Annotated in this window: 15 protein-coding genes; 5 read left to right on the top strand and 10 right to left on the bottom strand. The window is 41.1% G+C overall.

Translation table 11 applies throughout. The features are described from left to right. Nucleotides 1-104: 104 nt before the first annotated feature. The 3 genes from gltX to proB form a co-directional block, all read right to left on the bottom strand. A complete protein-coding gene (gene gltX / locus I6F54_RS04495) occupies nucleotides 105-1,589 on the bottom strand; it encodes a glutamate--tRNA ligase (protein WP_007581594.1) in 1,485 nt (494 codons plus the stop codon). 39 nt (nucleotides 1,590-1,628) lie between these two features. Then, nucleotides 1,629-1,988 (bottom strand): glutaredoxin family protein, encoded by a 360-nt coding sequence (locus I6F54_RS04490; protein ID WP_007581591.1) that lies wholly within the window; start codon nucleotides 1,986-1,988, stop codon nucleotides 1,629-1,631. Nucleotides 1,989-2,104: 116 nt separating this feature from the next. Beyond that, nucleotides 2,105-3,208, bottom strand: coding sequence for a glutamate 5-kinase (proB, locus tag I6F54_RS04485; protein ID WP_165740286.1), 1,104 nt, complete (start codon nucleotides 3,206-3,208; stop codon nucleotides 2,105-2,107). Between the two features lie 119 nt (nucleotides 3,209-3,327). On the opposite strand from proB, the gene I6F54_RS04480 reads away from it, so the two are divergent. Next, complete coding sequence (locus I6F54_RS04480) at nucleotides 3,328-4,287, top strand: DMT family transporter (protein WP_165727698.1); 960 nt, start codon at nucleotides 3,328-3,330, stop codon at nucleotides 4,285-4,287. On the opposite strand, the gene I6F54_RS04475 is transcribed toward I6F54_RS04480, so the two are convergent. Genes I6F54_RS04475 through pdsO form a run of 3 tightly spaced genes read right to left on the bottom strand, consistent with a single transcriptional unit; the run spans nucleotide 4,182 to nucleotide 7,609 of the window. Beyond that, on the bottom strand, nucleotides 4,182-4,787 hold the full coding sequence (locus I6F54_RS04475; RefSeq protein ID WP_165727604.1) for a class GN sortase: 606 nt from the start codon (nucleotides 4,785-4,787) through the stop codon (nucleotides 4,182-4,184). The genes I6F54_RS04480 and I6F54_RS04475 overlap by 106 nt on opposite strands. Before the next feature lie 17 nt (nucleotides 4,788-4,804). Next, nucleotides 4,805-6,826, bottom strand: coding sequence for a marine proteobacterial sortase target protein (locus I6F54_RS04470; RefSeq protein WP_197140067.1), 2,022 nt, complete (start codon nucleotides 6,824-6,826; stop codon nucleotides 4,805-4,807). Between the two features lie 51 nt (nucleotides 6,827-6,877). After that, a complete protein-coding gene (gene pdsO / locus I6F54_RS04465) occupies nucleotides 6,878-7,609 on the bottom strand; it encodes a sortase-associated OmpA-like protein PdsO (protein ID WP_197139942.1) in 732 nt (243 codons plus the stop codon). Between the two features lie 203 nt (nucleotides 7,610-7,812). Here pdsO and pdsR point away from each other — a divergent pair, with 203 nt between their 5' ends. The 3 genes from pdsR to I6F54_RS04450 all read left to right on the top strand — a co-directional run bounded on the left by pdsR (nucleotide 7,813) and on the right by I6F54_RS04450 (nucleotide 11,086). After that, nucleotides 7,813-8,502 (top strand): proteobacterial dedicated sortase system response regulator, encoded by a 690-nt coding sequence (gene pdsR, locus I6F54_RS04460; RefSeq protein ID WP_197139940.1) that lies wholly within the window; start codon nucleotides 7,813-7,815, stop codon nucleotides 8,500-8,502. Beyond that, nucleotides 8,502-10,640, top strand: a complete 2,139-nt coding sequence (gene pdsS, locus I6F54_RS04455) for a proteobacterial dedicated sortase system histidine kinase (protein ID WP_197139938.1) — start codon at nucleotides 8,502-8,504, stop codon at nucleotides 10,638-10,640. The genes pdsR and pdsS overlap by 1 nt, the downstream gene beginning before the upstream one ends. Before the next feature lie 281 nt (nucleotides 10,641-10,921). Next, nucleotides 10,922-11,086 carry a hypothetical protein gene (locus I6F54_RS04450; RefSeq protein WP_007581574.1) on the top strand — a complete coding sequence of 55 codons (165 nt, stop codon included), beginning with the start codon at nucleotides 10,922-10,924 and terminating at the stop codon, nucleotides 11,084-11,086. A 5-nt stretch (nucleotides 11,087-11,091) separates the two neighbouring features. Here the strand turns inward: I6F54_RS04450 and I6F54_RS04445 are convergent, their stop codons facing one another. Then, nucleotides 11,092-12,342: a multifunctional CCA addition/repair protein gene (locus I6F54_RS04445; RefSeq protein WP_197139931.1), complete on the bottom strand. Its 1,251-nt coding sequence runs from the start codon at nucleotides 12,340-12,342 to the stop codon at nucleotides 11,092-11,094. A gap of 132 nt (nucleotides 12,343-12,474) precedes the next feature. Here I6F54_RS04445 and I6F54_RS04440 point away from each other — a divergent pair, with 132 nt between their 5' ends. Further along, nucleotides 12,475-12,702, top strand: a complete 228-nt coding sequence (locus I6F54_RS04440) for a hypothetical protein (protein WP_007581571.1) — start codon at nucleotides 12,475-12,477, stop codon at nucleotides 12,700-12,702. A 30-nt stretch (nucleotides 12,703-12,732) separates the two neighbouring features. On the opposite strand, the gene I6F54_RS04435 is transcribed toward I6F54_RS04440, so the two are convergent. Genes I6F54_RS04435 through I6F54_RS04425 form a run of 3 tightly spaced genes read right to left on the bottom strand, consistent with a single transcriptional unit; the run spans nucleotide 12,733 to nucleotide 15,139 of the window. Further along, a complete protein-coding gene (locus I6F54_RS04435) occupies nucleotides 12,733-13,233 on the bottom strand; it encodes a DUF1543 domain-containing protein (RefSeq protein WP_197139929.1) in 501 nt (166 codons plus the stop codon). A gap of 8 nt (nucleotides 13,234-13,241) precedes the next feature. After that, nucleotides 13,242-14,591 carry a sigma 54-interacting transcriptional regulator gene (locus I6F54_RS04430; protein WP_197139927.1) on the bottom strand — a complete coding sequence of 450 codons (1,350 nt, stop codon included), beginning with the start codon at nucleotides 14,589-14,591 and terminating at the stop codon, nucleotides 13,242-13,244. A gap of 2 nt (nucleotides 14,592-14,593) precedes the next feature. Continuing rightward, nucleotides 14,594-15,139, bottom strand: a complete 546-nt coding sequence (locus tag I6F54_RS04425) for a hypothetical protein (RefSeq protein ID WP_197139925.1) — start codon at nucleotides 15,137-15,139, stop codon at nucleotides 14,594-14,596.

Raw genomic sequence — 15,139 nt, 5'->3', positions numbered from 1 at the left:
GCTGTAAATTTAACCTTGAAAGAACAACAGACCCTTATATAAAACTATCTGACACAAAAAAGCCGAGCTTAATAAGCTCGGCTTTTATAAGTGCATTTTAGTAATTATGCACTTGGGTATTCGCGGTACGCACGCTCTATATTTTTAGCCTGCTTTTTAGAAATACCTAAATGAGCAAGTGCAACACGTAAACGAGCACGTGATAAGTCAGACCCCAATATTTCCATTGCATCAAGCACTGACGTACTTGACGTTTTGCCAGTAATTGCGACAAATATTGGCTCTAAAAAGTCTTTAATCTTAAGCTCGTGGAATGTTGCAACTTCTTTTGCAATTGCAAAAATAGCGGGCTTTTCAAAGCTACGTAAACCTTCAAGCTGCCATACAAAAAATTGTAGCGCTTGGCGAATCACGTTTTCGTCTGCTTTGCCGGCTGTTAATAGCGCAGGATCGTAAGTTGGAATACCACCTACAAAGTGCCCTGCAAGCTCAACCATATCCGACAGCGTATTAATACGAGTTTTAACTTCTGGTAATATTTTAGCGAGCATTTCGCCATTAAACTTCCAATCAACAAAGCGCTGAATTAACTGCTCGTCGGTTAGGTTTTCGCGGATCCACATGCCGTTTAACCAGCTTAATTTATCTACGTCGAATACCGGACCACCAAGCGATACGCGCTTCATGTCGAAGTTTTCAATCATTTCATTGAGTGTGAATTTTTCACGCTCATCAGGCATTGACCAACCCATACGGCCTAAATAGTTAAGCACGGCTTCTGGCAGGTAGCCCATTTCTTTATAGTAGTTAATAGACGTTGGGTTTTTACGCTTAGACAGCTTTGATTTATCTGGGTTACGTAATAACGGTAAGTGACCAAGTACTGGCGCTTCCCAACCAAAATCTTCATAAAGCTTTAATAGCTTAGGCGCTGAGTTAATCCATTCTTCACCACGGAAAATATGGCTAATTTCCATATGGTGGTCATCAACTACGTTCGCTAAAAAGTACGTTGGAAAACCATCTGCTTTTAAAAGTACTTGCATGTCTACGTTTTCCCACGGGATCTCAATTTCATCACGTAGGTAGTCGTTAAACTTAAATGTGCCTTCGCTTGGGATTTTCATACGTATAACGTAAGGTTTGCCTTCAGCTAAGTTTGCTTTAATTTCTTCATCTGTATGGTTTAAACCACGACCGTCATATTTAGGGCGTAGGCCTTCTGCCATTTGCTCTTCACGCATTTGATCAAGCTCTTCGCTTGTTGCAAAGCAGTAAAACGCTTTACCATCGTCAACTAACTGATGCGCGTATTTTTTATATAAATCGCTACGCTCAGATTGACGGTAAGGACCAAATTCGCCACCCACATCAGGACCATGATCCCACTCAAGCCCTAACCAACGTAGGCTATCCATAATCGCAAGTTCAGACTCTGGCGTGCTACGTACTTGGTCTGTATCTTCTATACGAAGTACAAATTCACCGCCTTGTTGTTTAGCAAAACAGTAGTTAAATAAGGCGATATAAGCGGTGCCAAGATGCGGGTCACCAGTTGGCGACGGGGCAACACGGGTGCGAATTGTCATGGTATATTCTCTTTAAATAAGTGAGATAGTAAAAGTGGTTTATGCAGCTACTTTGTTTAAGTAAGCAATAATATCGTTTGATTCGTACAGCCATTGTACTTGGCCGTTTTGCTCTATACGCAGGCAAGGCACTTTAACTTTGCCGCCTTGCTCTAGTAGCTCTTGACGATATTGCTCATTGTCTTTTGCATCACGCGTTTCTATGTTTAAGCCTTCGCGTTTAATAGCGCGACGTACTTTTACACAAAACGGGCATGCTTTAAATTGATACAGTTTAAATTGTGAGGTTTGCTGATCAAGCTGTGCTTGCTCGTCGCTTGCACGCTTTTTACTGCGAGGAGTAAATACAAAATTAAAGAATAAGATTATACAACCTAAAAACCAACGAACTAATTTCATGTTCTGTGCTCTGCTTACAACAATTTAAGGAGCCAGATTTTAGCACAAATTTACAATCAAAAAAGTGTAATACTGCGAGAATTACACTCAAGTAATTTAATTTACTAAAAGTGCTTCTATAGCAATACCATATCATCCCTATGAAGTACTTCTGCGCCACTATCGTAATCGAGTAATAGGCCTATTTGACTAGAGTGCGCACCCTTTATTTTATTTACCTCGGTACTACTAAAGCGCGTTAAGCCCCGTGCAATTACTTGATTTTTATTATCTATTAAATCAATTAAATCACCGCGTTCAAAACGTCCAAATGCATTAGTAACGCCTTTAGCAAGTAAGCTTGCGCCTTTATTTTGCAGCGCTGTAATAGCACCTGCATCTATAACAATTTGGCCGGTACTTTTAGGCCCGGCTAGTAACCATTTTTTACGGCCATCTTTTGGAGCGGTGAGTTTTAAAAAACGCGTGCCTGGTAACTCGTCACTCATGCATTTTAAAATAACGTTTTTACCTGCGCCTTTAGCAATAATAACTTCAACGCCTGCGCGCCTTGCAATGTCAGCGGCTTGCAGTTTAGTCGCCATGCCGCCAGTACCTAAGTTTGTACCACTGCCACCAGCAAGTTGGCGCAGCTCATCGTTTATATGTGTTACTTCGCCAATGAGGGTGGCATCGGCATTTGTGCGAGGATCGCTGGTAAATAACCCTTCTTGATCGGTAAGTAGCAATAATTTATTAGCATTAGCCAAAATAGCGACAAGTGCCGATAAATTATCGTTGTCGCCTACTTTTATTTCACTGGTAGCGACTGCGTCATTTTCGTTAATGATGGGCACAACGTCGTAATTTAATAACGCATTGAGTGTATCGCGGGCATTAAGGTAGCGCTCTCTGTCGTCTACATCAGCGCGAGTAAGCAGCATTTGCCCTACATTTACCCCATATAAAGCAAACAAGCTCTGCCAAATATGAATAAGTTGACCTTGTCCAATTGCAGCAAGCATTTGTTTATCAATTAAGCTTCTGCCACAGGGTTTTAATAGTTGTTCGCGCCCAGCAGCTACCGCGCCGCTCGATACTAAAATAACCTGATGCCCCTGCTTTTTAAGCTCGCAGCATTGGCGTACTAATTCAACCATATGTGCTTTGTCTAGCTTATCGGTGCCACCAGTAAGAACGCTTGTACCAAGCTTTACAACTATTACCTGTTCCCTTTGCATGTGCTTTTTACTAATCATTAATTAAAGATGAATTAATTTATACCAGCTCGGTATTTTTGAACAAGTTAAAAATATTCATGCTAGGATCTGATTTTATTAAATTATGTAAATTACTCTCTATGCCTGCCAGTTTATGTTTAATTATTGCCACCTTTTTATGGGGCAGCTCTTTTATAGCGCTCAAATACGCCATTGCTATTTATGACCCTGCATTGGTAATATTTTTACGCATGCTCACCACGTTAGTTTTATCGCTTTGTTTATGGCGCTATGTTATTCGGTTTGAGTATTTAAAAGGTGACTGGAAGTATTTAGTGGGTATGTCGCTTGCTGAGCCTTGTTTGTACTTTTTATTTGAAGGCCATGCAATGGAATATACTTCGGCTTCGCAGGCCGGTGTTATTGTATCGTGCTTGCCTATAATTATTGCGCTACTTGCCTTTTTATTACTTAAAGAATACATAAGCAAAGCCATTGTTGTTGGTTTTACGCTGTGTATTGGCGGCAGTATTTTACTTACGCTTCTTTCACCAAGTTCTGAGCAGGCACCTAATCCGTTGTTGGGTAACTTTTTAGAGCTTATGGCTATGGTGTGCGCTGCATTTTATACCGTAAGTATTAAACATTTAGCTAATCGCTACTCGCCCCTGACTTTAATTGCGTTGCAAGGTATTAGTGGCAGCTTGTTTTTTGCGCCATTTTTATTTTTTATCGACCTACCAAGCGAAAACCAACACGACTTAACTGCGCTCATGAGCATTTTGTATTTAGGTTCGTGTGTAACCCTTGGCGGCTACGGCATGTACAACTATGCAATTAGCAAGGTATCGGTATTAACCGCTGCTGCGTACTCTAATTTAATTCCTATTTTTACACTTATTTTGTCAGCTATTATTTTGGGCGAAGTGCTCAACGTTTGGCAATGGCTGAGCATATTTGTGGTATTTATTGGCGTAATGATAAGCCAGCGCCATCAAGAGCTCGTGGTTGATATACCGCTTAGCGAATCGGGCGAAGACATTTGCGCAGATACAAGCAATCTTAAATCAGTACCCGAGGCAAGCGAATCAAAAGGATAACAGGTAAGCAAATACAGCCCAGGTGTTTGTAAAAATGAGTTTTGGGATTGATGAATAACCTCAATCCCCGTTACTTTATAATTTTGTATCACCCCACTTTGCAGCTGCAAAGTAAACGCTTCCCCCACTTTTGCGTTTTGTAAAAATGCAAAGTGGGTGTCGTTATGCCCTGCTATTAGCGCGCCTTTTTCGTTTCCAAATTCTTTTCCGCCAAGCTCCCCTGCGGGTAAAAATTGGCTAGGCGCAAATGCTAAATTACGACCACTCGCTCCAGCCAATACGCTTAATGTTTTATTATGGCTTGGCCAATCAAGCTTTGCAGTAACGTAGCTGTCGGCGTAATACCACGGCCTTACTTTAATCCCGGGTGATTTAAGTGCCTCTTGCCATGCCTGTTCAATTAATACTTGAGCAAGCCACGCTTTTGCCTGCATATAAGTACCGTGACCAAATAATCCAAGCCCAGCTATTAGTAAGCCCACGCTTAGCCACCTTTTCATTTTAAGTCTCTTTTCATTTAGGGATTCGCTCTGTGTTTAAATTTAAGAGCGCCAAATCCTAATAATAAAATACAGCCTAATAATATGTGCAGCCTACTTTGCCCATCTGTTTGTGGTAAACGCATCGCCATACCTTGTGGTACTGCATTAGTAGCTTGCGCCGTTTGCTCTGCCACTTCTTTTATTTGAGTTTGTTCAATCGCTATAAAAGCAGTAAACGGGCTAAGTAATTGATGAGTAAGTGCAAGCTCCTGTACTTCATCTTTAACGGTATTTTGCTCGTTGTATAAAAGTAATGACTTAATTTTTTGGCGCGCCCACAGTTTTGCTATACCTTGAGCGCTTGAGCTATTTTGTGTACTTAATTTAATACTTAAAGGCCCTTGTGCTGTTTGCCCAGCAAGTACCACACTTTTAGCATTATTAAGTTTTATAGCGACCATGATAGGCTCGCCAAAATATAAATCAGGTAGTGGTGATGGCCAAAAATCTAAGTTGTTACCGCTTTCATCGCTTAGCGCCAAATTAGTAATAGCCGGATGTGCAAGTTTATCAAACAACTGCTGCATTTTAGGTTGCACCTCACTTGTGCTGCCTATAAACGTAAATGAGCCTTTGCCTATATCTGCCGCTCGGCGCATAAAAAAGCTGTTAGGTGCGCTGCCAATACCCACTGTAAATAAGCGGCTATCACCTAATTTACTTTGAATATTTTTGAACAATGCGTCTTCATTACTTACGCTACCATCAGTTAAAAATACAACTTGGCGTACAAAACCATCAAACTCGCTGCCATCAAGTACGGCATTAAGGGCACCTTGTATTTCAGTGCCGCCATCGGCTTCGAGGCTATAAATAAATCGCTCTGCACGGCGTAAATTAAAGTCGCTGGCTATAAGTGGTTTATCGCTCATTGGAGTCACTATGTTATCAAAACCAATAATGTTAAAACTGTCGTCGCTATCAAGTAATGACAGCGCATAAAACAACGCTTTTTTAGCTTGCTCCATAGATTGCCCGTGCATAGAGCCAGACGTATCAACTACAAATACCATTTCGCGAGGTAATCGCTGAGTTTGTGTAAAGTGATCCCCCGGTGGCATTAGCATAGCAAGCCCATATCGGTCACCATTTTCAAACTGCTGAGTAAAAAATGCGGCTTGAGCTTGCTCTTTTTGCAGCGGTTTAAACTCAAGTACAAAGTCGCGATTAACTGCATTTGTCTCATTTAACGCTATTTTATATTGCCCAAATGCTGTGTTTTGTACATCAACATTATGAAATTTAGAATTGATATCCACCAGTTCTAAGCCTACATCTATATCAATGTTTAAGCTAAATTTACTACTTGGTACGTTATCAGTTTGAGTACTATTTTGAGTGATGTTTTGAATGCTGTAAACAGGGCTTAACCACCCAGTTGGCAATGGGGTAACGTGCGTTTGGTGTTGAGTATTAACCTCAACCTCACCACTAATCGCGTGATAACGCGGTGTAATGGTAGTCGGAAATCTAATAGCAAATGTGCCGCTGCTGTAGTCAATTATCTCTTGATACTCAAGCTCAATAATTACTTGCTCACCCGGGCCAATATTTGCCACATTCGTAATAAACATATTGGCGCGTTGCTGGCGTACAAGTGCAGCTTGCTTACCTGTTTTTTTAGCCTCTTCGTATTTTTTTTCGGCCTCCACTTTTTTATCAATTTGGCCTTTAATGACTCGCTCACCAATGTGCATGGTCATGGCATGCACGGCGCTTTCATCAGGCAATGGAAAAACGTAGCGCGCATTAACTGCAAACGGGTTTTCGTTTTGATAGGTTTGCGTTACTACAACATGGTTGATCAGACCGGTTAAGGTCATATTGGCGTCGCTTTTTAATATTATAGCTGGGCCTGCTGGCGCACCACTGCTATCAAAAAGCTCTAACTTGGGTGATTGTGCATGGCTTTTAAAGCTTGCTAACATCACAAATATATTTAGTATAAAAAGGCTTACCCATTTAAGGGTAAGCACTTTGGTTGGTTTACTCAATATCAACATAAATCACTCCATCGAACGCTTAGCTTTACTTAAATTCAGTTAGGTTTAGTTACTCGCCGTTTGGCCATTTACACTGTTCATTGAGCGAGTGGTAAGCGTTACGCGTCTATCAAAAAAGTTATCTTCTACCGTGTTGCTGTTAGCCAATGTTTGCTGCTCGCCAAATGCCTGCGTGCTTAAGCGCTTGTGGCTCACACCGTGTTTTATTAAATAGCTTTGCACGGCATTTACACGCGCTTTAGAAAGTAAAAGGTTAGCTTGCTCATCGCCGCGCTGATCGGCAAAACCGCTTAAATCAAGCGCGAGTTGTGGTTGGTTGTTTAACAAGGTAACAAGTTGGTCTAACTGCAATGCAAAATGCGGGGCAATAACACTTGAACCTGTTTTAAATTGCACCGTCATCGCTAGTAAGTTATTTATTTGAGCCTGAGTTAACTGCTCATTTTGATTGGCAAGTACCTCTAACTGTTGCTCTAACATATTGTTGTGGTTAAGCACGTGTTGGTAATCGTTGGTTTTTTCTTTCATGACCGTAATGGCACGCTCTTGCTCTGCAATTTTGTTATCAGCTACTTTTGAATCGCCTATTAAGCCACCGGTAAATGCCCCAATAAACGCACCAATTGGCCCACCTACTACGCCGCCAATAATAGCGCCTGCACCTAAACCAATAGCCGTTTCTTTATGGGCTTCTTTTGATGGTGTGTTAGATGTTGAAGCAATTGCTGGAGTACAAAAACTAGCAACGAGTGTTAACGCAATTAATGTCTTCTTCATGATTTGATCCTTAAACTTACTTTAAATTTGTGATGTTTTGTTTTGATGGCTCTATTAAAACAAGTTCAAGTGGCAACAAAGGGGAGCAAAAATGGCAAACTGCTGAGCAATTGTGGCAAAAAAATGGCAATTGCCTTTTTAAGCGTACTTAGCTTAAAAACTTCGTTATAGTGCACAACAGAGCCGATAGGATAATGATTAGAATGAAAAAAATAGCCATCGTTGAAGATGAACCCGCAATCCGCGAAAACTATATAGAGATGCTTAGCGCACAGGGCTACCAAGTGAGTGGCTTTTCAGATCGCGCCAGCGCAGAAGCTGAATTTAAAAATGCCCTACCCGATTTAGCCATTGTTGATATTGGCCTAGGCCATGAAATAGATGGGGGGTTTTTACTGTGCCAAACATTGCGATCGCTTTCTAAAACACTGCCTATTATTTTTTTAACCGCCCGCGATAGCGAAATAGATACCGTATGCGGCCTGCGTATGGGCGCCGACGACTACCTGACAAAAGACATAAGCTTGGCTCACTTGGCTGCACGTATTGGTGCTCTATTTCGCCGAATGGAAGCACTTGAACAACCCGCTGATGCAAATGCACTCATAGCACGAGGGCAGTTAACGCTCGACACGCAACGTATGCAGGTGTTTTGGCAACAACAACTCGTTGATTTAACCGTAACCGAATTTTGGATGCTGCATTCACTCACCCAGCGACCAGGCCATGTTAAAAGCCGTAACGAATTAATGAGCGATGCAAAAATTTACGTAGACGACAGCACAATTACTTCACACGTAAAACGTATTCGTAAAAAGTTTGTAGCACTCGATGACGCCTTTGATTGCATAGATACCGTGTATGGTATGGGCTACAGGTGGGAACAACACTAATGCTACGATTTGGCCTGCGCAGTAAATTTATATTACTTTCATGTTTTTTGTTTTTGCTACCGTGGCTTGGCTACGAGTACGTATGGGAGATGGAAAAGTTTTTACGCCAAGGCCAAGAAAAAACCCTAGTAGGCACCACTCGCGCACTTGCGACTGCATTACATGAGCGCCCCGCATTATTTGACGAACAAACCAACTTTTTAGACCAAGTAGTAAAAGGCCGCGATTTATACGCGTATAATCTTAAAAACCCTATTCAATTAGACGGTAAACTCACCGATTGGGACAGCTACCAACCACTCTTTTGGCATTACGATAAACGCTACTTACAAAAAACAGACAGTACTCATAAAGCCAGCAATTTGTCGTTTGATCATATGGTGGGCAAGTTTGATACTTACTTATATGCGCTATTTAAAGTAACTGACGACACGCTTATCTATCGCGCTAAAAATAGCTTAAGCATTACCAATAACGACTATTTACAAATTGGCCTAAAAACCCCTGACGGCCAATTTAATACCTACATTATTGCGCCGCGCCAAAACGGTTGGGTTAATGCGTTTGATGCTAAAACCAAAATACCTTTTACAAAAATTCAGGGGTATTTTGAAAGTACTGACACTGGCTACAATGTAGAGCTACGCTTTCCTATAAGCATGCTGGGCAACAAACTTGGCTTTGCCATTATTGACATTGATAGCAAAGAGGCACTGCTAGAGCCAAAAATAATGTCGACCTCAAACTTAAATAACCCAAGCGATTTAGGCTCGGTATTAGTCCCTTCTCCAGAAATTAGCCGTATTTTAAAAGGCATGGGCCACAGTGGCAGCCGTATTTGGGTAGTCGATAATCATCATCGGGTATTGGCACAAACCGGCACTATTCAAAATGCCGATGGCGTATGGGCTGATGGACTTGCTAACCAGGCACCTGAAACTTGGTGGCAGCGCTTTGAGCAAAATTACTTGCACCCAATTTACTATAAAATATTAACGCGCCCAGAAAACGAGTTTTTAGATACCCTGCACGATGTAGCTTCTATGCAAGGCACGCACTTAGCAAAGGCATTAAAAGGCCAACCTGCATCGTCATGGCGCTTAACCCCCGACAGCAAAGCCGTTATTTTATCGGCCGCTTACCCTATTTGGATTCAAGATCAAGTAATTGGCGCGGTAATAGCAGAGGAAACCACAAACGGCGTACGTACGCTGCGTAATAAATCACTCGAAAAACTATTCAACGTTATTTTAGCCGTGATGCTAATTGGTACTGTCACGCTATTCTTTTTTGCCTCGCGTATATCGAGCCGTATTAGGCGACTGCGCGATACAGCTGAGCAAGCAATTGATGCACAAGGGCGTGTTACCGGCAGTATTAATTACAGTGATGCTAATGATGAAATTGGCGATCTGTCTCGTAGTTTTTCAAACATTGTCAGCCGACTTGGTGGCTATACCGATTACTTAGAAAATATGTCGTCGCGATTATCACACGAGCTGCGCACGCCTGTTGCCGTAGTGCGCTCGTCCCTCGAAAACTTACAAAGCTTGCCGCAAAACGAGCTGAGCCAAAAATACCTCGATCGTGCCAGTGAAGGCGTTGAACGCTTAGGTAAAATAATAACTACCATGAGCGAAGCCACTCGCCTCGAGCAAAGTATTCAAAGTAACGAGCCTGAGCCTTTTGATTTACAAAAAGTAATAAATGGCTGTATGCAAGGCTATCAGCTTACTTACCCAAACCAGTTATTTGCGCTTGATGTATGCCAAAGCAAACTACCCATGCAAGGTGCACCGGAGTTTATAGCTCAGCTGCTTGATAAGCTTATTAATAACGCGCTGGAGTTTAGTGAAGCCAATACGGCGATTAATGTAAGCCTTAAGCAGAGCGAAAATAAAGCAACATTAATAGTGAGTAATACAGGCCCTGCGTTACCCGAAGGACTCACTGAGCATATTTTTGATTCTATGGTGTCGGTACGTAGCCAGCAAATGCAGCAACAGCCACATTTGGGGTTAGGTCTTTATATTGTAAGGCTGGTGTGCGACTACCATAAAGGCAGTGTAACAGCGCAAAACAACGAACAAGGTGATGGTGTCGTATTTACCGTAACACTGCCGTTAGTAAATGGTTAAGGCTGTATTTATACCGTTATATTTGTACCGTTATATTTATAGCCACAGCATTATATGCAAATAGTAAGTACGCAATAAGTTAAATTCAGCTGTATATTTTTAGTTAAAAAGAGTTACTTTAATTTACCTTAACTCCATATAAATTAACAAATAAACCCCTCTCGTCCCTCAAAACCTGCCGGTTACAATTTAGTACAACTTCAAATGTAACTATTCACTTTTAATTCAGTCGAATGACCATACCCTACATCATATTAAAGTATTAAATTGAAGGAATACTCATGAAACCATCACTAGAGCGTGAAGAACTAGACTTTATTTTTGACTTATACAGGCCCTCTAAAAAACCTGAGTCTGAAAATGTAAAACCAAAAAGTACAAACTACAAAGAGCTAAGAAAGCACGACGCGACTAAAAACCAAGGCGTATCGCACTACTTAGTCTAATTTTATTACGCTTGGGACTTCTCATGTTCTAAAAATGCTTTAATGCAGTTTATTTCTGCAAGTTTTACTTCTTCGCCTATTTCAGGGCCTTTTTTGCCATTTTTAAGTGCATTTTGCACTACCTGCTTCTTATCCATTTTTTGCAGTTCAGTATGAATTGCTCGCAGCTTAGCTGATTGCGGGTATGGCTTATCAACAAGTGTTTCACCACGCCCTTGTGCATCGCATTGGCATGCTTGGGTAAACGCTATAAAACGTTCTGGGTGTACCAACGCATTTAAGTTAGTCACTATTAGCTTGTGAATGGTTTGCGGCCTTAACTGATCAATCGTGTGGCAAAGGGTGTGATTATCACTGGTGAGTACACCAATGTCGCGAAAACGATTAGGTACTTTTAAACGCTCACAAAACTTTTCAACTACCGCAACACCTTCGCGTTCGTGCCCACGTAGGTTTCCATATTTTTTAAAACTAAGCGCTTTTCCAAAATCATGGGTTAGTGCAGCAAAACGTGTTTCTAAATTAAAATTTAAATCGGCTGCACGCCTAAGTACCAGCATAGTATGTACAAATACATCACCTTCAGGATGATGGTTTGCCGGTTGCGGTACATTAACCATGCGCTCAAGTTCTGGAAAAATACCTAAGCCTTGCAGTGCTTCAAAATAAAGCTCAGGGTGCTTTTCACCCAGTGCTTTTTCAGTTTCAAGCCACACGCGCTCAGGTACTAAATGATTTAGCTCACCTTTATTTTTAAGCTCGCGCATTAATGCATACGTACTTGGGTGAATACGCCAATCACTGCCATAGCGCGCTAAAAAACGGGCAATACGCAGTACTCGAACAGGGTCTTCTACAAATGCCTCAGTGGTGTGGCGCAGTGTTTTATTTTGTAAGTCAGCTTGGCCATTAAACGGGTCAATAATATTACCGTGTTCATCAAGCGCCATTGAATTTATGGTTAAATCGCGCCTTGCTAAATCTTCTTCGAGCGTTACCGTAGGGCTGGCATCAACCACAAAGCCTGTATAGCCTTTGCCACTTTTTCGCTCTGTACGCCCAAGTGCATATTCTTCTTTTGTTTTTGGGTGTAAATAAACTGGAAAGTCGCTACCTATTGGTACAAAACCGAGCGACTGCATTGTGTCTGGCGTTTCACCAATCACTACATAATCGTTATCTTTTGATTTTATATTTAGCAGTTTGTCGCGCACTGCACCACCAACGAGGTAAACTTTTTTTAAGTTACTTTTCACTTTATTCCCATAAACATTAATAAAATTGTTTGATACTAATCATAACATTAATTAAAAAACTCTGCGGTGTTTGCCAAGCTTAAGTAAGCTCATTACAATGGCGCATTATTTTCAGCTATAGCCTCACAATTAATGAAAAACCATTCATCAAAAAAAGAACTTATGTTACTACCCATTTTATTAGTGGTTATTTTAATGTGTGTGGCGGGTCACTTTTTACTACAAGCAAATTTTCAAGACAGTAATGTGGTTGAATACATGTTAGCAGCACTGCCGTTTGCTATGTTTGGATTGGTTATTGTGGCGTTTAAAATGGCGGCTAAAAGCGAAAAGGATGAACAAAACGAGCAGGACTCTTAATCCTACTCAGTTTTAGCTACTTATTATAATTTAAAGTATGTGATAGCCAAACCAGTCTGGCTTTATAGGCTGCGATATACCGCTGGGCGTGAGCTTAATGTTTAGCTGGCTGTCGAGTAAATCAATGGCAAAGCAATCGTCTACGTCATATAAATCATCTTTATGGATATGGCTAAGCCCTGCTAGCAAATCGCTTTTAGCTCGCTCTTTAGCTTCATGGCTACTGCTTGCAACATACAGTGCAAAGTCGTGTTGCTCAGCCATAGAATCACTTCTGTAAGCGCCTAAATTTACAAAATAGAGTTGTTTATTTTGTTCAACGTACGTATCAACAATCTCTACTTTAAAGCCATCAATATCATTAATTGCCATGTAGCTATCCATGTGAACACTACTTCTGTCGCCTACCCATTGGCTTTTTAACTTTGTATAAGTTTGCTCAATGTTTTGCCCTACAACAAAACGAATATCATGCATTTCAATGTGGCAACCTTGAATCCGGCCACCTAAATACACCATAAATAACTGCATGCTTTTCCTTAACCTAAATTATCAACATCAATATTATGCTTTTTAATCAACTTATAAAAATCTGAGCGATTGCGCTTAGCGAGCTTAGCGCCTTCGGCTACGTTACCACCTGCCATTTTTAAAGTGTTAATCACATAGTCGCGCTCAAACTCTTTTTTAGCGTCGTTTAGTGATAATGGTTCTACGTTTGTTTCGTTACTATTTAGCGCAGCTAATACTAAGTGCTCTGAAATAACATCGCTTGGCGTTAATGCTACAACCTGCTCTACTACGTTTTGTAGTTGGCGGATATTACCTGGCCAGTCGTAACGCACAAGCGCATGCATAGCATCGCTTGCAAAGTGTTTTTCATTTTGCTTCATGCGCTTAGCAATACTTGCACTAAAGTGCTGTGCTAATAAGCTTATATCTTCGCGGCGCTCACACAGTGGCGGTAATTTTAAATTAACTACGTTTAAGCGATAGTATAAATCTTCTCTAAATTGCTGGTTTAAAATAGCTTCAGGAAGATTTTTATGTGTTGCCGATACAATACGTACATCGATTGCTATTTCTTCTTGAAAGCCTACGGGGCGAATTGTTTTTTCTTGTAATACGCGCAGTAACTTAACCTGCAAGTTAAGTGGCATATCGCCTATCTCGTCTAAAAATAGCGTGCCGCCCTCAGCTTGTTGAAACAAGCCTTGGTGATCTTTAATTGCGCCCGTAAACGAGCCTTTTTTATGACCAAATAATTCTGACTCTAAAAGCTCACCCGGTACAGCGCCGCAGTTAATTGCAACGAAAGGGCCACCGCTTACATGACTATGCTGATGAATCGCCTGTGCGAGTAACTCTTTACCTGTACCACTAGCCCCCGAAATCAATACATTAACTTGCGTTGGCCCAAGTAGTTTTACTTGCTCTAACAAGTGCAGCATTGCACCACTGCGCGTAACTATATTACTTTTAGGTGCTGCTTCATCTGCATTAACACCATGTATTTCTATCGCTTTAGCAAGGCTGTCAAATAGCTCATCTTTATCTACAGGTTTAGTTATAAATGCAAAAATGCCCTGCTTAGTTGCCTCTACTGCATCAGGAATTGAGCCATGCGCTGTCATCATAATGACAGGTAATGCAGGGTAGCGGCTTTGCAGCTGACGATGCAGTGCCATGCCATCCATTTCATCCATACGTAGGTCGGTAATAACGGCGTCAAACACTTGGCTTTTAAGTATTTGTAGTGCGGTTAAGCCGCTTTCACAGGTCGTTACTTCGTATCCTTTTGATTCGATACGAATAGCGAGCAGTTTTAATAAGCTAGAGTCGTCGTCAACGAGTAATACTTTTGCACCTTGCACTTTAGTTGCTGCCATAGTTACTGCTCCTTAGTTTCTTCTCGTAGTAAAAGCTGCTGCTCAATAGTTGCTAACGATGAGAGGGTTTCTTGCATTTTATTGTTAAGTGCTTGCTGCTCTTTTTTAGCATTTATTTGCATAGTCACTTGCTGCTTTTGAAGCCATAAATATTGCTTTATATCATCTGGCCAAAAGTAAGCTAAATCGAGTTTTAGCAACTTAGTCATTACCGTATTTGGATCATCATTTATGTTTAAGCACATAAATTTAAAAAAACGTTTAAGATCGTTTTCACCTGTAAAAATATCTTTTTTTGGCACCAATTTAAATCCGCCACACTGATTAGCGTGCCATGCAATAACTTGCTCTGCAGGCGGATAGCTTGGTTCAATTTTTGGTCTGGGTTTTGGACTAGGTTTACTGTTTTTGTCGTTCGTTATTTTGGTATCGACCACAGGTGCAGGTGTAATTGACACACGCTCTTCTTGCCCATTAGTAATTTCACAACCTGATATAACCATGCTGCTACTGAGCACACATAAAATAGCGATTAAACGCAAGCGCAT

This window comes from Pseudoalteromonas sp. SWXJZ10B (assembly GCF_015864475.1).
Lineage (GTDB): Bacteria > Pseudomonadota > Gammaproteobacteria > Enterobacterales > Alteromonadaceae > Pseudoalteromonas > Pseudoalteromonas arctica.
Note: the sequence above shows the minus strand (reverse complement) of the source record. Positions and strands in the feature narration are given on the sequence as shown.